Genomic DNA, 21,414 nt, shown 5'->3' with positions numbered 1-21,414 from the left:
TTATCGTGGTTCAAGTGGAAACCAAAGATTCTGCCAACAGCCAGTGCTGTCTACCTTTTAATTTCAGGTAAGCAATAGTTTTATAAATCAGTATGCCTAAAAAAGCACCGCATAATGCTAATGGTACACCGTATTGGCTTGACCAGCCCGTCAGCCAGTAAGCCAGGATGACAAAGATGACCAATGCCATAATATGACTCACTATGATGGGGCGATCGCTAGACATGGCATACATCCCATAGTGCGGTACCATACTCATAGCATAAAGAAAAATTGCCAGCAGTAACCAATAAAGAACGGCAAGATTATTCGAATAGGCGGGGCGATTCAGCCATTCCAGCAAAGGAAATATCAATATCGCCGCCAACCCCGACAGAGTAATTGTAACTGCTAGCGTCTGAATAAATAGCTGGCGAAAGCCATTGTTGAAAGCGGTGCGGTCCGCTTGGTGATAAGCGGAAATTAATTTGGGATAAAGAAAAACGAAAACACCGGCATCGAGAAACGACATGACCGCGTTTGCTACGCCGGCGAACAGCACATAAGCGGCAAGTACATCCACATTTGCTACGGCTTGTACCCAGTAGCGATCGAGGGTGAATACGCCTCGTATTGCCAAAGTGGCGATCAATAAAGGAAGCGCTACTTTGATTCCCTTTCTTATCCATGACCAATCAATATTACGTTTTAACGAACCTCCATGCAGTCGAAAAAGCGCACTTGCACCTAATAGGCAGGCTGCTGCAACTCCTAGGCTCCAGCCGGCAAACACCAGATCCAATTGGCGTAAATCCTCCGATACCCAGAAGATCACAACGACAAGAGCGGCCCATAGCCCTGAGCGCAAGAAAAGTACTATGCTGGCAAGTAGCTGCCGAGACATGGCAACCAGTAGCCTATTCAACTCCTGAGCAAGATGCTCCAAAACGACAAGAATAAAAAACCAGGGTGCCATGGAAAGAGGTAATAAGCCGAATATAAAAATAAGACTTAATGCAGGCAGCACGACAAGATAAACAATGCCGAAGAAACAACCTTGGTCACGCAGCAGCCCTGCCCAATGCTTTCTTTCAGTCGCCAATAACTCCCTAGTGCTGTAAGTATAGAAGTCAAAACCAAGCGCAAAGAGAGAATACCCAATAGTAGCTGCCATCAAACCATATAAAGCTACATCTTTTGGCTCCAAAAAACGTGCCAACAAAAATATCAAGAAAAACTTGGAAAGTAGAGTTACGCCGCGCAGGCTGATATTGACAAGCCTGACAAACATTACCGCTTTAGGCTTTATCATTAAAACAATCACCTGCCAGCTTATATTTAGCTCGCATCAACTCAACAATTATTAAAAAGGCTCGTTTAGGCTTTTACGCACTAGACTAATAAATTGGATGACGAACGCCCCCATTATCGCGAGCAAGCCTGCCAGCACAATTGCCATTACAAGAATCAATTTACGCCCCGTTCCCGTTGGCTCCAGACTTTTTACTGCCGTTTGTGAAACCTCGCCCCCGCGCAACTCTTCTAAAGCGTTTTTTAAATTGGCAATACGCTCCATCAAGCTGGTCGTAATTTCCGCTGCGCTCGGACTTTCGGATTGCTGGGCTACTTTCAGAGATTCTTGCGCGTCCCGAAGTTGGCGCTTTAGCGCTTCTCGACGCCGCTCAACGAGGGCTTGCTGCCCCTCTTTCAAGCGCGCTAGCAAGTTGCCATGAAGCTGCTCAACGATACCTGCATCATCTTCATTTGCTTCCGAAGCCAATGCAATCAATAAGGTTTCAGTCGGGTTCTTAATTTCGGTTTCAAACGGCAAGGTTATTTTTTCTGAATCCGTACTAGCGAGTAATTCGCGTGTTTCAGGGCCTAGATAAAGATTCTGTGCTTTGGCTACTACTGCTGCTGGTGATTCCAAAGCCATGTCCGGCCCCTGTTCCGCAACGCTATAGAGAGAGATGTAGCTATAGGTACGCGGCATCAGCAAGGCATAAATCAATGCAGCTATCACCACGACAGCAAAAATAACCGCCATGGCTTTCCAGCGCCTGACCAGAATCTTGGCGAGATCGACCAAAGAAATTTCGTCATTGTGTTGCGAGTAAGGGGCTGAAGGCTGGTTCATGAAGGGTCAATCCGTGATGGCTAAATTAAGCGTCAGGCACGCTACCGCCCAGGGATTATCGTGAACATTTTCCCTGGACCCTACTTTATTGGCTTGCCGCCGAACACAAAATTATAAAAAATATGTTACCAAACAATAACTTATAGTTTAGCTTACGCCATCGTACATGGGCATGGCGGTAATGCTGGTGGTCGAGCGATGACGCTGTGGAGCGGTATTGTAGGAAATCTCCTACTGGGGCTCTAGGGCTAGCGAAGATAAATTTTGTGATTGCGGTGTCGTCGATACGCGACAGGGTGAAGGGATACGCATCTCGAGGCGCTTGTGATGGCTTGCCGAGCGTGTCTTTGTGGCAGAAGAGGCGATAGGTCATCTGACCTTCATCACGGCGTGATGGCAGGCCGAATGAGTGAAGTCGAAAACGTCAAGACCCGATGTCCGGATCTTGACGTCATGCGATCAAAATCGAGGAACTCAAGTGAGGCAAGGCACCTGGCGGGTTTCTTCTATCAGCCACACCCCCCGGGTATCGATGATTTTCTTTCCGTTGGCTATCAGACGCCTGGAGTTCATGAATTCCCGGTGATCCACCAGCATCACCAGCACATCGCTTTTTTCTATCGCTTCCTGCTGATCCACCAGGCTGCCATGCTGGGCCAGTTCTTCATCCAGCAACTTGATGTTGGGCTCGACAAAGCACATGGCGCCGGAATGCCAGTTGGCGATATTGCGACAGATGGCCAGGGCGGGACTTTCACGCAGGTCATCGATGTTCGGTTTGAAGGCAAGCCCGAAGCAGGCGATGGTGACGTCCTTGATGTTTCTCTCCGGGTTTTCCTGAAGAAATTCCGCCACCGCCGACTTGACCTTGTCCAGCACCCAGTGGGGCTTGCCGTCGTTGACCTTGCGGGCGGTATGGATGAGCTGCGCTTCCTCGGGAGTCTTGCTGACGATAAACCAGGGGTCCACGGCGATGCAGTGTCCGCCCACCCCAGGGCCCGGTTGCAGAATATTGACACGAGGATGGCGATTGGCCAGACGAATCAGTTCCCATACATCGATACCCAGCTTGTCGCAGATGATGGATAGCTCGTTGGCGAAGGCGATGTTGACGTCGCGAAAGCTGTTCTCGGTGAGCTTGGCCATCTCGGCGGTGCGGGCGGTGGTGGTGACGCATTCCCCCTGAACGAAAAGCTGATACAGCCGGGTGGCGGCTTGCGAGCATTTTTCGGTCATGCCGCCAATCACTCGGTCGTTCTCCACCAGTTCCCGTACCACATGGCCAGGCAGCACCCGCTCCGGGCAGTGGGCGACGCGAATGTCCGAGTCTTCTTCATGCGTGTGCGGGAAGGTCAGATCCGGGCGAGCCTGCGCCAGCCAGGCGGTCATCTTTTCCGTTGCCCCTACCGGTGAGGTGGATTCCAGAATCACTAGATTGCCTTTCTGCAGTACCGGCGCGATCGCCTTGCTGGCGGCCTCGATATAACTCAGATCCGGTTCGTGCTGCTTGCCGTTTTCCTCCTTGAACGGGGTGGGCACGGCGATCAGGAAGGCATCCGCCGGTTCCGGCTGGGTGGTGGCGCGCATGTAGCCTTTCTTGACGGCGGCGTGCACGATGGCGTCCAGTTCCGGCTCGATGATATGAATTTCGCCGCGGTTGATGGTATCCACCACATGCGGATTCATGTCCACACCAATGACTTTCTGCTGACGCGACGCGATGACGGCGGCGGTGGGCAAGCCAATATAGCCAAGCCCCACGACGGAAATGGTATTGAATTTCATGAAATATCCTATCCCTTCAAGACAGAAGCCGTTATTTGTAGACAGAAAGCGTATCGAGAATACGCGAGCAGGCTTTACCGTCCCCGTAGGGGTTATGGGCATAGCTCATCGCGTCGTAGGCCTGCGAGTCCGTGAGTAACGAGTTCAGTTCCTCGACGATCTGTTTCACGTCGGTTCCCACCAGTTTCACCGTCCCGGCCTGCACGGCTTCCGGGCGTTCCGTGGTCTCGCGCATCACCAGCACCGGTTTGCCCAGGGACGGGGCTTCTTCCTGGATGCCGCCGGAATCCGTCAGGATGATATGCGCCCGGTTCATGAGGTAGACGAACGGCAGGTAGTCCAACGGCTCGATCAGGTAAATGTTGTCCGTGTCCGCCAGCAGGCGTTTGACCGGCTCCTGCACGTTGGGATTGAGGTGCACCGGATAGACGATCTGGGTGTCGGGATGGGCGATGGCGGTCTCCCGCAGCGCCTGGCAGATGCGCTCGAACCCGCCGCCGAAGCTTTCGCGTCGATGCCCGGTGACCAGGATCAACCGGCGTTGACTGTCGAGAAAATCGAAGCGCTGACCGAAACGCTGCTGGTAGGACCGGTCGTTTTCCAGCTTGTCCACCACCTCGAGCAACGCATCGATGACCGTATTGCCGGTCACGTGGATCTTGTCCGGGGCCACGCCCTCTTCCAGCAGATTCTGCCGGGAGCGCTCGGTGGGCGCGAAATGCAGTTCCGCCAGGGCGCCGGTCAGCTTGCGATTGGCTTCTTCCGGCCAGGGCGAGTAGAGGTTGCCGGTGCGCAGCCCCGCTTCCACATGCGCCACGGGAATCTGCTGGTAATAGGCGGCCAGGGTTGTGGCGAAGGTGGTGGCGGTATCGCCGTGCACCAGCACGATATCGGGCTTGATCTCCTGCAGTGCGGTTTTCATGCCCTGCAGGATGGCGGTGGTGATATCGGTGAGATCCTGGCCCGGGCGCATGATGTCGAGATCGAAGTCCGGCGTCAGCGCAAACAGATCCAGCACCTGATCGAGCATTTCGCGATGCTGGCCGGTCACGCATACCTTGGCGTCGAAGCGGTCGTCGTGGGAAAGCGCCAGTGCCAGCGGCGCCATCTTGATGGCCTCTGGACGAGTCCCAAAGACACAGAGTGTTTTCAAGGCCATACAGACAAACCCTTATGTATCGTTAAGTATTGAAGTGTAATTTAACGTCGCAAGTATAAAAGAACCAATGGGGGATTCAACGATAATAGAAAAGTTGATTATTAATTATTATTTAAATAGACCGGATAATTTAATATTTTAAATCTATAACGCAGAATATTTATTAATAAACTAATACTCTTGGCGAGGCGCTAGATAACTAATTACTTGTTGGAAATTATCATTAGATATTTGCGCGAACCGATATTGAAAAATTCTTACAGCTGCTCGGCGAGCGCTATTCTTCATTGAAAGCACGATTTATAACGAGAGCGCGACAGTTTAATAAACTCCTAACCCTGTCTCTAGCGTCGGCCTGTAGGAGTTTTGTACTGCCAATGTCTCTTTAACGCGACAAGACAGCCTGATTATAGCTTGAGATCAACTCGCTCGAATCGGCGCCGCGTTCGCTGCATGTATTCTGTATTCCGCTGGATTGAAACGCGGGGTCACGAGCATCATGGCGACTACGCCAACCGACAGCAGGATCCATGCCGCCAGGAAGTTGCCCGTGGCTTCGCGCAGGCCGCCGCTGATCCAGGGCGACAGGGCGTTGATCATGAAGCCGAACCCTTGCATGAAGGCGGCGAGTTTCCCCGCTTCGAAGGGATCCGGCAGATGATCCAGCGCCAGGATCAAGCCAAGCCCGAAACACGCCCCCAGGCCAAATCCGCTGATGGCGACCCAGAAGAGCGTGCCAACGGTAGGAAGCAAGATAAAGCCGAGGTAGCCCACCAGCTGTGCCAGCAACGCGAAAACCAGTAGCCCACGCCGGTCCGGAATACGCTGTCGCTGGGCCAGAGCCGGCATCAAGAGCGCTGCCAACACCTGAAAGAGCGTCATCCAGGCCAGCAGGCCGCCGCTTGACTGAGCGCTCCAGCCAAGCTCTCGATAATAGACCGGCAGCCAGGCCACCACGCTGGTGTAGCCCGCATTGATGATCCCGAAATAGATCGCCAGCAGCCAGGCTCGGGGCCAGCGCCAGTATTTTTGTCCTGACGAAATCGGTGCGTTGGAGGAAGGCCGAGACTGATGCCGGGAAAACCATAGCCAGCCCAGCAAGGTAACGATGGCCGGTATCCACCAGATGCCGATACCTCGCTGCCAGCTGCCGCTGACCTCCGTGATCCAAGGGCTTAGCCAGGAGGATAGCCCGCCGCCGCTCATCAGCGAAGCGGAATAGATGCCCATGGCAAGCGGCATATGGCGTCCGAAACGCTGCTTGACTAGGCCGGGCACGAGCGCCTGAATCAGCGCGATGCCCGCACCGCCTAGCAGGGCAGTTGCCAATAATGTCGTGCCTTCTCCGTTGAGTTGGCGCAGCCCGCACGCCACGGCGATTGCCACCAGGGATAGCGCGATACCGCGCCGCTCGCCCAGGAGCGCACGCAGCCGACCGCTTGCCAGGGCGACGGCCCCCATGCAGAGAAACGGTAGCGTGATCAGCCAGGCCAGCACGCTATAGCCCAGGCCGGTGGCCTGACGGATGTCTTCCATCAGCGGACTGGCCGCCGCCAGCAAGGGGCGCAGATTCAGGCCGAGCGCGACCAGCAGCGCCAGGCCGCCGATAAAGCGTAACTGTTCCTTGTCCATCGTCGGATTCATGTTGACACCGCTGGAGTATCCGTTTGGCGGATTGATAACGGTATATTGTATACAGATTTTGCCTTGAACCAGCTTGGGCCGGCTTGACCATGAACAGCGCCGTCAGGCACGGGGCATGAACACTCGCGCGCCGTCGATATCGCCCACGCTCAGACGCTGGTTGTAAAGACGCTCCAGGGCGCCGGTCACCAGCATGTCCTTGGCCGGGCCCCAGCAGGCTTCGCCATTCGGATAGAGCAGCAAGAGATGATCGCACCAGCGCGCCGCCAGATTGAGATCGTGCAGGCACATCACCACCGCCCTGCCCTGCTCCGCCTGTTCACTCAACAGGCGCATCACCGCTACCCGATGATGCAGGTCCAGGTGATTGGTGGGCTCGTCAACCAGCCATAGCGCGGGAGATTGCGTCAGCAGCGTGGCGATTGCCACCCGCTGGCGTTCGCCGCCGGAAAGGGTACTGACCAGGCGCGCATCAAGATGAGCGATATCCAGCCGTTCCATCGCCTGTTGCGCTCGCTCGATATCCTCCGCGCTCTCCTGCTGGAAGAACGTGAGATACGGATGACGACCGATCAGTACGCTTTCCATCACGCTGGCGGGATAACCGTCCTGAGGCTGCTGGAAGAGAATGCCCAGCTCTCGCGCCAAGCTCCGGCGACGCCATGCCTTCAGCGGTTTGCCATTCAGCGTCACCCTGCCCTGGCGCGGCGACAACAAGCCCGCCAGGGTATGCAGCAGCGTGGTCTTGCCGGCGCCGTTGGGGCCGAGCACCCCCCAGCGCTGACCCGGCTCGATACTTAGCTCAAGCGGCATGACGTCGAGGCGCCCCGGTATCGCCAGGACGAGGGAATGGGTGCACAGTCGTCCCATCAGCGGCTCCGATACAGCAGGAACAGGAAGGTCGGCACCCCCAGCAGCGCGGTGATCACCCCCACCGGCAGCTGCTGCGGCGCGATCAGGGTACGGGCCAGGGTATCCGCCAGGGTCAGCAGCGTGCCGCCGGCCAGCATCGAGGCGGGAATGATCAGACGCTGGTCGTTACCCAGCCACAGCCGCAGCATGTGCGGCACCAGCAGGCCGATGAAGCCGATGCTGCCGGCGGTGGTGACGGCGATGGCGGTCATCAGGCTGGCGACAAGATAGAGCGTCCATTCCAGCGGACGCACCGCCACGCCTAGCGCAGCCGCCTGCAGCGGCCCCCTGGCCAGCACATTCAAGCTGCGCGCCAGGGGCAACAACAAAAGCCAGCTCACCAGCGCCGCCAGCAGGACCGGCCCGTAATGCCGGGCATAGGCCATATCGCCCATCAGCCAGTACAGCATGCCGGGCAGCTGTTCCACCGGCCCCACCGCCAGCAGAAAACTGATCAAGGCCCCCCAGCCGGAAGCGATCACGATACCGGTCAGCAGCAGCCGCGTCGGCGTCCAGCTGCCGGTGCCTCGCGCCAGGCCGAACACCAGCAGCGTCGAGAAAAGCGCGCCGCAAAAGGCCGCGCCGGAAACCAGCGCCAGACTCAACCCTCCCAGCATGGCGAGCAGGGCCGCCACCGCCGCCCCGCCGGAAAGCCCCAGCACGTAGGGGTCCGCCAGGGGATTTCGCAACAAGATCTGCATCAAGGCCCCCGCCGCCGCCAGCAGCGCTCCGGTGCCCAAGGCTGCCAGGGCACGGGGCAGGCGCAGTTCCAGCACCAGGGTTTGTGCCAAGCCGGACTGATGGCCAAGCAATGTTTCCAGCACCTGAAGCGGCGATAGCGCCACGCTGCCGATGCTGAGCGCCGCCCCTTGAGCGAGCAGCGCCGCCAAGGTCAGCCATAGCAGCGGCCAATAGCGCCGGGGGGTAGTGAAATCAGTTTTGCGCACGGGCCCTGTCCAGCCGTTCGCACATGACTCGGGTGCCCTCCAACAGCCGAGGGGTGGGACGCTGTACCAGATCCGGATCAACGAGGAACAGATTGTCATTTCGAACCGCCGGTAGCTGATTGAACGCACGCCACTCAGCAAGCCAGTGGCTATCCGACTCGCCCATGCCACCGGTGATGATCGCCTGGGGCGCCCTGGCCAGCACCGCTTCCCGGCTGATGCGGGGTACCAGCGGCGCCTGGTCGGCGAAGACATTGACGCCTCCGCACAGAGAGAGGGAACGGCTGATCCAGTGATCGCCGTTGACGGTCATCAGCGGTTGATCCCAGACCTGATAGAACACCTGGATCGGCGCCGCGTCCTCGTACTCTTCCTCGAGCGCCGCGACATCGTCGCGCAGCTTCTTCGCTCGGCTGCCGGCAACCTTGGCTGTATCGGTAAGCCGACCAAGTTGATTCAGGGTGTCGGCGATCTCCGCAAAGTCCTTTGGCTCGATCATGAAAACCGGTACTCCCAGACGCTCCAGCTTGGCCAGCTGTTCCCGGGGGTTGCCGCTTCGCCAGCCGACGACCAGATCCGGCGAAAGCGCCAGCAGACGCTCCAGATCGAGCCGATCATGGGTACCGACTCGAGGTAGCGCCTTGGCTTCCCGGGGATAGTCGCTGAAACTCACCGCCGCAATCACCTGGTCGCCTGCCCCGGCGGCGAAGAGCAGCTCCGTCGCCCCGGGAGAAAGCGCGACGATACGCTGGGCAGGGGCGTCGAGGCACAGTTCCTGCCCTCGTACGTCCGTGGCGCAATCCTCCGCCAGGGCCGACTGTGTTGCCGGAAGCGTCAAGGCCAGCCAGGGCAACAGCCACCACAAGCGTCCGCCTCTACTCACCGAACTGCACGCTCAGGTAGGCGGCGCGCCCGGGATTGAGGTAGTCCCAGCCGCCTTCGAATTCCGAGGCCCGGGCGGTGGCGTATTCCTTGTCCAGCACGTTTTCCACCGTCAGGCGAGCGGTCCACAGCGGCGCGAACCGCCAGCCGGCGCGCAGATCGACGATACCGAAGCCGGACAGCCGCTCGTCGTTGTCGAGACCGTTGTAGCGATGGTTCTGGGCGATGAAGGAGCCGCCCAGGGACCAGTCGCCAAGCTCGCGGTCCGCGTCCAGGCGAATGCTCCGGGATGCCCGCAGGGGCAAGCGATTGCCGCTGTCGCGATCCTCCGGGTCCATGTAGGTCAGGGCGGCCTGCAGCTCCCAGTGCTTGACCTCGGCGCCGGTAGTCAGCTCCACGCCGCGAATCCGAGCCCGATTGACGTTGAAAGGCGCGAAGCGACCCCCTTGCAGCGTGGTAGCGATCTGATCGTCGATATCGGTCTGATAGAGCGCCAGATCCCAGAAGGCGCGCGCGAACTGGCCGCGAATACCCAGCTCTGCGGTTTTCGAGCGCTCCGGGTCGAGGTCCGGGTTGCCGAAACCCGGGAAGTACAGCTCGTTGAAGGTCGGCGCGCGAAAGGCGGTACCGTAGCTGGCCCGCAGGGTGTGGTGCTCGTTGAGCGCGTAACCCAGCCCCAGGCTGCCGGTCACTTCGCTGCCGAAGGCCTGATTATCGTCGTAGCGCAGCCCCGCCTGCATCGTCAGGGGATCGAAATCCAGCAGCCCCTGGGCGAAGACCGCCTTGTTGTCCCGACTGTCTTCCTCGTAGGCGGTGGTGCTATCTACTTCGTCTTCGCTGTACTCGGCGCCGACGATCAGCTCGTACGGCCCCAGGCTCAGGGTATTGTCGAGCCGCGCGGTGCGGGTGCGGGTATCGAAGGTGGCATCGCCGAAATCCGCGAACTCGTCGCTTTCATCCCGGGCTTCGCTCAGGGTCAGGCGGCTGGTGACGCTTTCGACTATCGGCAGCTCGCCGTAGATCCCCGCCACCTGCTGCACGTAATCCGTCCTGCCGCCCACGTATTCGGTGCTACCTCGCGCACGCAGCCCCAGCAGGCCGATTTCCGCGTCGTTATCGAAGCGATGGGAAAGGCGCACCACGCCGCTGGTGTTGTCGTAGCCCTTGTCATCGTCGCCTTTCTTGATCTCGGTGCCGTCCGTGTCCAGGCGGCTGGCGGCGAAATGATAGCGAGTTCCTCCATTGGCGCCGGAAAGCCCGGCGCTGTAGCGCTGGGTATTGAAGGACCCGCCGCCGACGGAGATGCGCGGCGTCGGCTCGCCCTCGCCTTCCGGCAGGAAAAGCTGCACCACGCCGCCGACCGCGTCCGCGCCGTAAAGACTCCCCTTGGGGCCGCGCAGGATTTCCGCACGCTCGAACAGGTTCGGATCGAGATACTGCCAGGTTGGGCTACCCACGGTCGCCGAGCGCAGGCGAATACCGTCGATCAGCATCAGAGTCGAGGAGCTGCCGGCGCCGCGAATATAGACGCTGGACACCTTGCCAAAGTCACCGTTGGAACTGACATCCACGCCGGGCTGGCCGCGCAGAATATCCGTCAGGCTGGCGGGGTTCTTGCGATGCAGATCTTCCTGATCGATCACGCTGATGGAGGAAAGGGTCTGATTCGCGGTGCGGGGCGCCAGGGTCGCGGTTACCGTCAGCGGGTTGAGCGCCACGGCCTGGGCGCTCTGGGAAGCTTGTCGAGCGCTCGGAGCGGTTTGCGCCAGGGCGGCGGCCAGCGGTGTCAGGCACAAACAGGAAACGGCCAGCATGGAGAGGCCGGGTATCTTGTGGATGATCATGAGGGTCCCTTGCTACCGCGCGTCCCCGCACGGTTCAAACGGTGATACCCGCAACGAGCGGGAAAGGACCTTCAGGCCGGTCTCCGGGCTGACGAGGGGGTGCGTGTTTCCACACACCGATGCATACCGCCTTCCCATGCGTTGAATGGCACAGTGGCATGAGGGATGCATTTGTCTCGATCACCGTTGCGGGGGCAGCGCCGGTATCACACCGACTTCCCGATTACGCCCAAACGGGCACCTGAAAGGTGGCGCAAAACTACCAAGCGTCACGGGAAGCGTCAATCGAGGGACAGCGGCGTTGAAGACCGGCAGCGCCATTTCGCTTTCGATTCGGCGTCGATTTCGCAAACGAACCTCAGCCGCCAGCTTGTGATGATCCGTGGCGAACGGGCTCATTGAAAACACCGGACGGGCTTATTGAAAACCCGTTGACAGGAAACTTTCACTCGATCAACGGCTCATCTAGGATTCAGTCATGGCCTTGGCAGCCATGACGATGAAAATCGGAATGAAAAACCATAACGACAACCAAAGCATAACGACAACCAAAGAAAGACTCGATGGAATTTGTACGAGCAACCTTCATCGAGCTCCCCCTGGAGAATAATCATGACAACTCCCATTGATCCCACCGAGCCCAAGGCGGGCAAGTCCCGCGGCATTCATGAGCTTTACGCAGAGGATCCCGGCAAGGCGGACAAGCAGCTATGGGACCGGGAAGTCGATCCGGTCTCCCGTCGCGGTTTCTTGAAAAAAAGCAGCCTGCTGGCCATGGCTGCGGCGGTGGGCGGCTCGATTCCTTTCGCCGACAAGATGCCCGGCGGCCTGATTCCCGCGGCACTCGCTCAAAGCGATGAGTCCTTTACCCTGGAAGGCAAGGAAGGCCTGCGGGTCTTCAACGACCGACCGATCAATGCGGAAACGCCGGCGCACCTGCTCGATGACGACGTCACGCCGGCCAAGTACATGTTCGTGCGCAACAACGGTATTCCGCCGGAGCAGCAAAGCATCGACGCGGACAGCTGGACGCTGGAAATCGCCGGGGAATCCTGCGAGAACCCTCAAAGCTTCAGCATCGCCGACCTCAAGGAGAAGTTCGAGCATCACACCTACCAGCTGACGGTGGAATGCGGCGGCAACGGACGTTCGGAATTCGTGCCTTCCGCCAGCGGCAACCAGTGGACCACCGGCGCCGTGGCCTGCCCGCGCTACACCGGCGTGCGCCTGCGGGACGTGCTCGAGGCCTGCGGCATCAAGGATGACGCGGTCTATATCGGCTACTACGGCGCGGACAGCCATCCCAGCGGCGATCCCAGTCGCGAGGCGATTTCCCGAGGTGTGCCCATGGACAAGGCGCTGGAGGATCAAGCGCTGATTGCCTGGTCGATGAACGACGAGGACATTCCCTATCTCAATGGCTACCCGCTGCGCCTGGTATTCGGCGGCTGGCCCGGCTCGGTTTCCGGCAAATGGCTGAAGAGGATCGTGATTCGTGACCAGAAGCACGACGGCAACAAGATGGCGCCGCCCTCCTATAGCGTGCCCAAGCATCCGGTGGCGCCAGGCACCGAAGTGCCGCTGGACGAGTTCGTGACCATTCACTCCATGCCGATAAAATCGCTGATTACCTTTCCCAAGACCGGCATCACTCACGCGGATCCGGGCCCCCTCGAAGTACGCGGCCACGCCTGGGCCGGTGATCTATCGGTGAAGGAAGTGCTGGTCTCCATCGACTTCGGCGCCACCTGGCAGAAGGCGGAACTCAAGGACGCACCCAACCCCCTGGCCTGGCAGCGATTCACTACCCAGGTAGAGTTTCCCGAACCCGGCTACTACGAGATCTGGGCCAAGGCCGTGGATAGCGAAGGCCGTGCTCAGCCCATGGTAGTGCCCGGCTGGAATCCCAAGGGCTATCTCAACAACGCCTGCCATCGCATCGCGGTTCAAGCAGCTTAGGAGGAATGACTCATGAGCATTCTACCGCGCGGGATTCAGCCTGTTCGAAAACCGCTGGCGTCCGGCCTGATGGCCTTGGCCTTGCTGGCGCCGCCTTCCGCGGGCGCCCAGGAGGATACGGGAAAAGAAGCGCCTGCAAAGGATCCAGAAACCGGCTTTGTCATGGCGGACGGCTGGAAGATAGTGAAATCCAACTGCACCGCCTGCCATTCCGCCAAGCTGGTGACTCAGAATCACGGCACCCGGGAACGCTGGGCGTACCTGATTCACTGGATGCAGGATACCCAGGGGCTATGGCAATTCCCGGAGGATATCGAAGACACCATTCTGGACTATCTGGCGAAATATCATGGCCCCAAGGACGAATACCGCCGCCAACCCCTGCCCCCGGAAGCCAGGCCGGACAATCCCTATAAGCAAGTGACTGGTACCTCTGGCTAAGGCCTACCGTGCTTGGCTACCGAACCGGTGGCCAAGCCATTCATCGTTCTCACCTTCATTACTTTGTCTAGCGTCCTGACTCTTCTATCACTTCTTCTCTCTCCCTTTTCATTTCCCCCTTTTCTCTTCTTGCAAAACAGTACGTTAATTTCATCCGGCACGCTGGAAGCGCAGGAGTCAAAACAACGTTAAATTAAAATGCTAACTCTATTTTAATTAAAAAAACCATAAAAATATATCGAATAGAGTAATTAAATAATTCAAATTTAATTAAATTTTTAAAACTATAAGCACTATTAAATAAAATAAAAATTTTATTTTTTTACTACCTTTTCCACATAAAAAAACTGTTTCGGTAGCACTAAATTTTTGAGAAATAACAGTTATGCATAGGAGGATAATTATAGCTGATAATAAACGGTTAAGCCGTGTTGCAAAAATGCTATGGAATGTAAATAAGGCTAGGCGTTTATATGAATTATCGTCCAGAAGTCGATGGATTAAGAGCCGTTGCGGTCATTCCCGTCATCCTGTTTCATGCGGGCTTCGGCGTTGTCAGCGGTGGCTTTGTCGGAGTTGATATCTTTTTCGTGATCAGCGGCTACCTCATAACCGGTATCATTTACGCTGAGATTCGGAAAAAGAGCTTTTCAATCATCAACTTCTATGAAAGACGAGCTCGCAGGATATTACCCGCGCTCTTCTTCGTGAGCCTGGTTTCCCTCGTTCTGGCATGGAATTGGATGCTGCCGGAAGAGTTCGAAAGCCTCAGCGAAAGCCTGATTGCTGTAAACTTGTTCGTATCAAATTTCTACTACTGGCTTGATACAGACTACTTCGCGGGAGCGGCGGAAATGAAGCCCTTCCTGCATACCTGGAGTCTAGCCATCGAGGAGCAGTTCTATTTCATTTTTCCGCTGGTGATGCTGCTGCTGGGATTTCTCAAGCGACCTTATCTTTTGGCCACGATCTGTCTGGCGCTATTGGCCAGTCTTGGCTTGGCTCAGTGGGCTTCTGAAATCCATCCCTCCACCAACTTCTATCTACTACCGACCCGGGCGTGGGAACTGCTGGCAGGCTCTGTCGTCGCTATCGCCATGTACGACCGCAGACTGAATGTCTCGAAAGGCCTTCATAATCTGGGAAGCCTTGCTGGCCTTGCACTTATCGTCTATTCGATTCTCGTCTTCGACGAAACCACCCCTTTTCCCAGCCTGTGGGCCGTGCTGCCGGTCCTGGGCGCCTCATTGATAATCCTGTTCGCGAGAACGGACAACATTGCAGGCAAGCTTCTCGGCCTGAAACCGATGGTCGGCATAGGGCTTATCAGTTACAGCGCCTATCTATGGCACCAGCCGATCTTTGTCTTTGCTCGGGAAAGGAGCTTCGACATGCCATCGCATCTCGATTTTCTCTTTCTCAGCCTGCTCTCGCTTCTGCTTGCCTATCTCACCTGGCGGTTCGTGGAGCAACCGTTTCGGCAAAAACAACGCTTCACCCGAAAGCATATTTTTTCCGGCGCGCTGGCGGCTACGGTCCTGATGCTCGGATTCAGTGCCTACGGCGTGCATACCGAGGGTGTTCCCACACGTCTTGGCGAGGAGGCTCTCGAGATCGTCGCAGTACGTAACGATCGTGATCTGGGTAGAAGGGGCTGCCAGGCGATGCCCGGCCATCCGATCGCCATAGAAGACGCCTGCGAATTCAACGAGGAATATTTAAAGAAAATAGTCGTTTGGGGCGATAGTCAAGCTACCCCGCTTGTCTTGCCGACCGCAAAAGAAGCAGAAACCCTGGCGATGAGTGTTAAACAATTAGTCTTTACCAATTGCCTGCCTGTGGCAGGCTATACACGAAGTGATAACAAAGAGTGCGGTAAATTTAACAATGAGGCCCTGAGTTTCATTACAAAAAATAACGATATAGAAATCGTCTTTATGCTAGGCCGTTATCCTTTACAATTCGAAGCTGTACCCTTTGATAACCAGGAAGGCGGAGTCGAGATGAAAGATGCAGTTTATGCGGTTCCGTCCGGCAAGCTAGGCAATGAGATCGACGAGACATCGCCGCATCGAGTGACAACAGTAGGTGGGCTGATCAAGAAGACCGTCACGACCCTGGTCAATAGCGGTGTAAAAGTCGTTTTGATCTATCCGGTTCCCGAGACTGGCTGGGATGTTCCCGAGTTTTTAGCCAAGGAAGCACTTTATGGCAAAAAGAGAGACACGCCGCTTTCCACCAGCTATCAGGTTTTCAGGGAGCGTGCACGTTCAACTTACCAGCAACTCGATCAAATCGAAGATCATGAAAATCTATTGAAAATAAAGCCTGAGTCGCTTTTTTGTAACACACGACTGCCTGGCCGATGCGTTGCGCAAATCGATGGAAAGCCGCTTTATTACGACAATAATCATTTGAGTCGCTTTGGTGCCACCTTATTGATCGAGCATATTTTCCACAAAATAAGGGAGGCCGGATGGATACGGGACAACACCATCATTGCCTCGAAGTGAAGCACCAGCAGGAATCTGTAGCAGTAATTGTTTTTCGAATCATTCATTTTGAAATTTTATTGAAAACTATCGATCTGTCTTGAGTAAGGTAAGTTGACTATGAAAATCCTTGTTGTTGGCAATCTAGGTTATGTCGGGCCGGTTCTGGTCGAGGAACTCGCGCGCAAGCATCCGGAAGCGGTTATTCATGGATACGATAACGCCTATTTCTCGCACTGCCTGACCGGTGTAAATGATTTGCCGGAGCGTTATCTGGAACAGCAGTTCTTTGGTGACAGTCGCGATATCACGGTAAGCATGCTCAAACAGTATACCGCCGTCATACAGCTCGCTGCGGTTTCCAACGATCCCATGGGAAGCCGTTTCGCGACTGTCACGAAAGAAATCAACCAGGATGCAACGGTCTCAATGGCAAGAAAAGCCGCTGAAGCCGGCGTCAGGAATTTCGTATTCGCTTCCAGCTGCAGTATTTACGGCATTGCCAGCGGGGCGCCTCGCAAGGAAGGTGACCAGATTGCGCCGATGACGGATTATGCAAAATCCAAGTTTGGTGCCGAAGCCGAACTCGAGAATATTTCTGGTGACATGGTCATCACCAGCCTGCGATTCGCAACCGCTTGCGGCATGTCTCCTCGTCTGCGTCTGGACCTGGTGCTCAACGATTTCGTCGCCGGCGCATTGAGCGAAGGAAAGATAACCGTCCTGAGCGACGGCTCGCCCTGGCGCCCCTTGATCGACGTCTCCGACATGGCGCGCGCTATCGACTGGGCGATACAGCGCAACGCCGATAACGGCGGAAGAGTGCTCAGCGTCAATACAGGCTCGAATACCCGCAATCATCAGGTGCGCGATCTGGCAACCGCCGTGGCAGAGGCGATTCCCGGTACAACCGTCAGCATCAACACCGATGCCCCGGTCGATAGCCGCTCCTATCAAGTTGACTTCGATCTTTTCGCCAGCCTCGCGCCCGACTACCAGCCGATTAAGACCCTATCCGACTCCATTCAAGGGTTAGTCGAGGGCTTGCAGCGGATGAAGTTTTCCGATACGGATTTTCGCACTTCTTCGTACATGCGTCTCCAGGTGCTTCAGTCGCATATCGATTCAGGCCGTCTTTCAGAATCGCTGAAATGGATAGACCAGTCAGTCAAGACGCCAGAAAGACAGATTGCTTAATAAAGTATCCATTACAGTAAAAGCAGAAAGAGGTGAGACATGAAAGTAGCTATTTTGGCCGGCGGTTATGGCACTAGGCTAAGCGAAGAGACATCGGTTCGTCCAAAACCCATGGTGGAAATAGGAGGTCGTCCGATTCTATGGCACATCATGAAGCTATATTCCCACCATGGCTTTAATGACTTTGTCATTCTTGGCGGATACAAGGTCGACTACATCCGCGATTATTTCCTTAATTACCGTGGAAAAAATACGGATTTCACTATCGATCTAAAGAACAACAAGATCGAATGGCTGCAGGGCAAGAACGAAGACTGGAAAGTCACGGTTCTCAACACCGGCACCGATGCCATGACCGGTGGACGTATCAAATATGCCCGCGAATTATTATCCGATGGCCCTTTCTGTCTGACCTACGGCGACGGGGTCAGCAACGTCGATATCAATGCGCTGGTCAAAGCCCATAAAGCTTCGGACAACTGGTGCACGCTGACGGCGGTGACTCAGCCCGGCCGATATGGTGCCCTGCGCCTGAACGAAGAAACCCACAAGGTTGGAACCTTTCGCGAGAAAGGCGCCGGAGACGGTGGCCTGATCAATGGCGGCTTCTTCGTCTGCGAGCCGGAGGTCTTTGATTTGATCGATAACGATCAAAGCGTCTGGGAAAACGAGCCCATGGACCGGATGGTGGAGCGCGGAAAACTCGGTTATTACCATCATCAAGGCTATTGGCAAAGCATGGATTCCTTGAGAGACAAGATGGTGCTCGAGGATATCTGGACAAAGAATCCGCCCTGGAAAGTCTGGGATTATTGAAAGTGCCGTTCAATAACAAGCGACATTTTCCAGGCAGTTCATTCGACAGGCCAAGAAGTATATTTGACGGAAAAATGGCGGAATATCGATGATTATCGTGGATACAGCGCTTGCCCGGCGCGAGGCTTCGGCCGACCCCATTCGCGTGGGACTGATAGGGGCAGGGTTTCAGGGCAGCGGCATCGGGCTACAGATCATGACCGCAACGCCGGGCATGCGTCTATGCGCCGTCGCTAATCGAAATCTCGATGCCGCCATCGGCGTCTTCGATCAAGCGGGTATTCAGCCTGGGCGCTGCGAAACCCGCGAGGAAATGGAAAAAGCTATCGCCGACGGGAAACCCGTTGTTACCGAAGATGCCGTGGCCCTGGCCGGCGCCGATGGCCTGGATGCCATCATCGAGGTAACCGGTTCCGTCGAGTTTGCCGCTCGTGTCGTGCTGGAAGCGATCGAAAATGGCAAACACGTCATTCAGATGAATGCCGAACTGGACGGCACCGTCGGACCGATATTGAAGGTCAAAGCCGATCAAGCCGGGGTGATTTACAGCTTTTCGGATGGCGATCAGCCCGGCGTGCAGATGAATCTCTATCGATTCGTCAAGGGCCTGGGCGTCAAGCCGGTGCTTTGCGGCAACATAAAAGGACTGCATGACCCCTATCGCAACCCGACGACTCAAGAAAGCTTTGCCAAGCGCTGGGGACAGAAACCCGCCATGGTGGCCTCCTTTGCGGACGGCACCAAGATTTCCTTCGAACAGGCTATCGTGGCCAACGGGACGGGAATGCAGGTGGCGCGCCGTGGAATGCTAGGTCCCGACTTTTCCGGCGGCGATCCGGGGGCGCCTCAGGTACCCATCGAAGAGACCGTTTCCGCTTTCGAACCTCATCTCGATCCTGACGGCCCGGGGTTGGTGGATTATGTAGTGGGCGCGCGTCCCGGTCCGGGTGTCTTCGTGCTGGGAACCCTGGAGCATCCGCGTCAGCGTCATTACCTCGAGCTCTACAAGCTGGGTAAGGGCCCTTACTACTGCTTTTATACCCCCTACCACCTCTGTCATTTCGAGGTGCCAACCTCCGTCGCTCGGGCAGTACTTTTTCAGGATCCGGTTCTCACGCCGGCAGGTGGCCCGAAAGTCGGCGTGATTGCACTTGCCAAGAAACCACTTGCCGAGGGCGAGACGATCCAGGAATTCGGCGGCTTCGAAGTCTACGGGGTCGCGGAGAATATCGACGCGATTCGTCGGGACAATCTGCTGCCCATCGGCCTGGCGCTGGGTTGCACTCTGGCACGTCCCGTCGCAAAGGATGCGCCGCTGACTTTCGATGACGTGGTGATCCCGACGGATCGGCTGATCGACCGACTCTACGCAGAACAGGAACGCGAGTTTACATACCAATAAGCGACTCATTGAATCGCAGGGGAACGCAATGAAATTTCATGAAACCAACTTGAATGATGCCTGGCTGATCGAGCTCGAGCCGCGCGGCGATGACCGCGGCCATTTCGCACGCACCATGTGTCGCGACGAATTTGCCGAACATGGTCTGATCGCCGATTTCAAACAGCAGAACATGTCGTTTTCCGCTCAGCGTGGCACCCTGAGAGGCTTGCACTATCAGCGCCCCCCGCATGCGGAAGCCAAGCTGGTGCGCTGCCTGAGAGGCGCCATTGTCGATGTCATCGTCGATGTGCGACGCGATTCCTCGACCTATCTCCAGCACCAGCTGTTCGAACTCACCGACAGCAATCGTCAACAGCTGTACGTGCCGCCGGGGTTCGCTCATTCGTTTCTCACTCTGACCGACGATGTCGAAGTGAGCTACCTGGTATCCGAGTCCTATTGTCCTGACGCGGAGGACGGCTTGCGATATTCCGATACGGCGCTCGGTATCTCCTGGCCCGTTCCGATCACCGTGCTATCCGAAAAGGATGCCAACTGGCCGTTGATCGATGAACGCACCCAACCTCTTTTCTGACAACGGGACGACTCCTATGCCAAACGTTATCGCTGTCATTCTCACCTATAACCGCCAGGAATTGTTACAGCGCTGTCTTGACGCCGTCTATTCCCAGACTCAGCCATGTAGCCGCGTACTGGTTATCGACAATGCCAGTACGGACGGTACCAAGGAAATGCTGAACAGCCTGCAGCTTCCCAATCTCGAAGTGCATGTACTATCACGCAATCTCGGAGCCGCCGGCGGGTTCAATCTCGGTTTTCGACTTGCCTATCAAAAAGGCGCGGATTTTGTCTGGATGATGGATGACGATGTCATCCCGACGCCGGAAGCGCTGCAGCGTCTGCGCGAAGCGGAAGGCGTATTGAAGGCGCAGAATACGGAATACTCTTATCTTCTTTCCGCTGCCTTTACGGAAGATGGCTTGGCCACCAATACGCCGGTGGTGGATACCAGCAAGAATTCAATCGGTTATCCCGACTGGACTCAGCTGATCGAACACGGCTTGATCGCGATCCAGCGTGGCACCTTCGTCTCGATTCTCGTGCCGCGAGCCACACTGGCAACCTTCGGCCTGCCTATCGCGTCGATGTTCATCTGGGGGGAAGACACGGAGTTCACGCTACGAGTCACTCGCACCACTCCCGGCTATCTGGTGGGTAATAGTCGAGTGCTGCACCTGCGTCAAAAGAATGGCGCGGTTACCATTCTTTCCGAAGAAAACCCGGCTCGTATCGAATACTTCAAGTATTCCATACGCAACAACCTTTACGTCGCCAAGAAATATAGCCTGTTTCGCCAATACGCCTTCCTGATGCTGAAGGACCTGAACTGGCTCATCAGACTGTTGCGACGTGGGCAGTTTCAAAAAGCCAAGGTCGTGATGAAAGGCATCATCGGGAGCATAGGATTTTCTCCCCGGGTAGAAGCCGCTGATGCGCCTTTCGACAAGGCCAAGGCCACCTTTAGCACGTTCACGCCGGTACGCTATGAACTGCAAGCCGCCAATCACGAAATGATAACCAAGAAACCGCAGGTCAGAATGACGTCCTGAAACGTCATTCTGACCGCTGCCATCTCCCCGACGAGCCCTTGCTCGGGCGCGACTCTGGAATTCTCCTATTTCACCTGCAAGGTCTTGCAACAAGGCCTTTTTTTGTATGCTACGAACAAAAACTGGGAAAAAACTGGAAACTCTAGCGGAAGACTTTCTATAGTAAAAAAGACTTGCTAGCCATCCAAGCGATGTTGAGCAAGCT

Annotated in this window: 17 protein-coding genes and 1 riboswitch; of the genes, 8 read left to right on the top strand and 9 right to left on the bottom strand. The window is 56.3% G+C overall.

The annotated features are described in order from the left end of the window. Positions 1 to 10 precede the first annotated feature (10 nt). From FGL86_RS11195 to FGL86_RS11155, 9 genes are all read right to left on the bottom strand, one after another. Positions 11 to 1,291 (bottom strand): lipopolysaccharide biosynthesis protein, encoded by a 1,281-nt coding sequence (locus tag FGL86_RS11195; protein WP_222433747.1) that lies wholly within the window; start codon positions 1,289 to 1,291, stop codon positions 11 to 13. A gap of 51 nt (positions 1,292 to 1,342) precedes the next feature. Then, a complete protein-coding gene (locus FGL86_RS11190; protein WP_147184637.1) occupies positions 1,343 to 2,116 on the bottom strand; it encodes a Wzz/FepE/Etk N-terminal domain-containing protein in 774 nt (257 codons plus the stop codon). 474 nt (positions 2,117 to 2,590) lie between these two features. After that, complete coding sequence (wecC, locus tag FGL86_RS11185; RefSeq protein ID WP_147184636.1) at positions 2,591 to 3,901, bottom strand: UDP-N-acetyl-D-mannosamine dehydrogenase; 1,311 nt, start codon at positions 3,899 to 3,901, stop codon at positions 2,591 to 2,593. Positions 3,902 to 3,932: 31 nt separating this feature from the next. Next, a complete protein-coding gene (wecB, locus tag FGL86_RS11180) occupies positions 3,933 to 5,054 on the bottom strand; it encodes a non-hydrolyzing UDP-N-acetylglucosamine 2-epimerase (RefSeq protein WP_281288535.1) in 1,122 nt (373 codons plus the stop codon). Positions 5,055 to 5,480: 426 nt separating this feature from the next. Further along, on the bottom strand, positions 5,481 to 6,704 hold the full coding sequence (locus FGL86_RS11175; RefSeq protein WP_222433746.1) for a CynX/NimT family MFS transporter: 1,224 nt from the start codon (positions 6,702 to 6,704) through the stop codon (positions 5,481 to 5,483). A 102-nt stretch (positions 6,705 to 6,806) separates the two neighbouring features. Next, a complete protein-coding gene (locus FGL86_RS11170) occupies positions 6,807 to 7,574 on the bottom strand; it encodes an ABC transporter ATP-binding protein (protein ID WP_147184634.1) in 768 nt (255 codons plus the stop codon). Next, positions 7,574 to 8,563: a FecCD family ABC transporter permease gene (locus FGL86_RS11165; protein ID WP_246131604.1), complete on the bottom strand. Its 990-nt coding sequence runs from the start codon at positions 8,561 to 8,563 to the stop codon at positions 7,574 to 7,576. The genes FGL86_RS11170 and FGL86_RS11165 overlap by 1 nt, the downstream gene beginning before the upstream one ends. Continuing rightward, complete coding sequence (locus tag FGL86_RS11160) at positions 8,550 to 9,446, bottom strand: cobalamin-binding protein (protein WP_246131603.1); 897 nt, start codon at positions 9,444 to 9,446, stop codon at positions 8,550 to 8,552. The genes FGL86_RS11165 and FGL86_RS11160 overlap by 14 nt, the downstream gene beginning before the upstream one ends. After that, positions 9,439 to 11,289, bottom strand: coding sequence for a TonB-dependent receptor domain-containing protein (locus FGL86_RS11155; RefSeq protein ID WP_246131602.1), 1,851 nt, complete (start codon positions 11,287 to 11,289; stop codon positions 9,439 to 9,441). Before FGL86_RS11155 ends, FGL86_RS11160 begins: the two co-directional genes overlap by 8 nt. Before the next feature lie 57 nt (positions 11,290 to 11,346). After that, a riboswitch (cobalamin riboswitch) is annotated at positions 11,347 to 11,549 on the bottom strand. A 352-nt stretch (positions 11,550 to 11,901) separates the two neighbouring features. On the opposite strand from FGL86_RS11155, the gene FGL86_RS11150 reads away from it, so the two are divergent. The 8 genes from FGL86_RS11150 (at position 11,902) to FGL86_RS11115 (ending at position 21,209) form a co-directional block, all read left to right on the top strand. Further along, a complete protein-coding gene (locus tag FGL86_RS11150) occupies positions 11,902 to 13,248 on the top strand; it encodes a sulfite oxidase (protein WP_147184632.1) in 1,347 nt (448 codons plus the stop codon). A 12-nt stretch (positions 13,249 to 13,260) separates the two neighbouring features. Then, positions 13,261 to 13,689 (top strand): hypothetical protein, encoded by a 429-nt coding sequence (locus FGL86_RS11145; protein ID WP_147184631.1) that lies wholly within the window; start codon positions 13,261 to 13,263, stop codon positions 13,687 to 13,689. A gap of 473 nt (positions 13,690 to 14,162) precedes the next feature. Next, positions 14,163 to 16,202, top strand: coding sequence for an acyltransferase family protein (locus FGL86_RS11140; RefSeq protein WP_147184630.1), 2,040 nt, complete (start codon positions 14,163 to 14,165; stop codon positions 16,200 to 16,202). A 99-nt stretch (positions 16,203 to 16,301) separates the two neighbouring features. Continuing rightward, entirely contained in the window at positions 16,302 to 17,378 is a 1,077-nt protein-coding gene (locus tag FGL86_RS11135; protein WP_147184629.1) for an NAD-dependent epimerase/dehydratase family protein, read from the top strand. Positions 17,379 to 17,417: 39 nt separating this feature from the next. Next, positions 17,418 to 18,194: a glucose-1-phosphate cytidylyltransferase gene (gene rfbF / locus FGL86_RS11130; RefSeq protein ID WP_147184628.1), complete on the top strand. Its 777-nt coding sequence runs from the start codon at positions 17,418 to 17,420 to the stop codon at positions 18,192 to 18,194. A gap of 88 nt (positions 18,195 to 18,282) precedes the next feature. Then, a complete protein-coding gene (locus tag FGL86_RS11125; RefSeq protein WP_147184627.1) occupies positions 18,283 to 19,596 on the top strand; it encodes an NAD(P)H-dependent oxidoreductase in 1,314 nt (437 codons plus the stop codon). Positions 19,597 to 19,624: 28 nt separating this feature from the next. After that, positions 19,625 to 20,173 (top strand): dTDP-4-dehydrorhamnose 3,5-epimerase, encoded by a 549-nt coding sequence (gene rfbC, locus FGL86_RS11120; RefSeq protein WP_147184626.1) that lies wholly within the window; start codon positions 19,625 to 19,627, stop codon positions 20,171 to 20,173. A gap of 16 nt (positions 20,174 to 20,189) precedes the next feature. Beyond that, a complete protein-coding gene (locus FGL86_RS11115; RefSeq protein ID WP_147184625.1) occupies positions 20,190 to 21,209 on the top strand; it encodes a glycosyltransferase family 2 protein in 1,020 nt (339 codons plus the stop codon). Positions 21,210 to 21,414: the final 205 nt, after the last annotated feature.

The organism is Pistricoccus aurantiacus, assembly GCF_007954585.1.
Taxonomy (GTDB): domain Bacteria; phylum Pseudomonadota; class Gammaproteobacteria; order Pseudomonadales; family Halomonadaceae; genus Pistricoccus; species Pistricoccus aurantiacus.
Note: the sequence above shows the minus strand (reverse complement) of the source record. Positions and strands in the feature narration are given on the sequence as shown.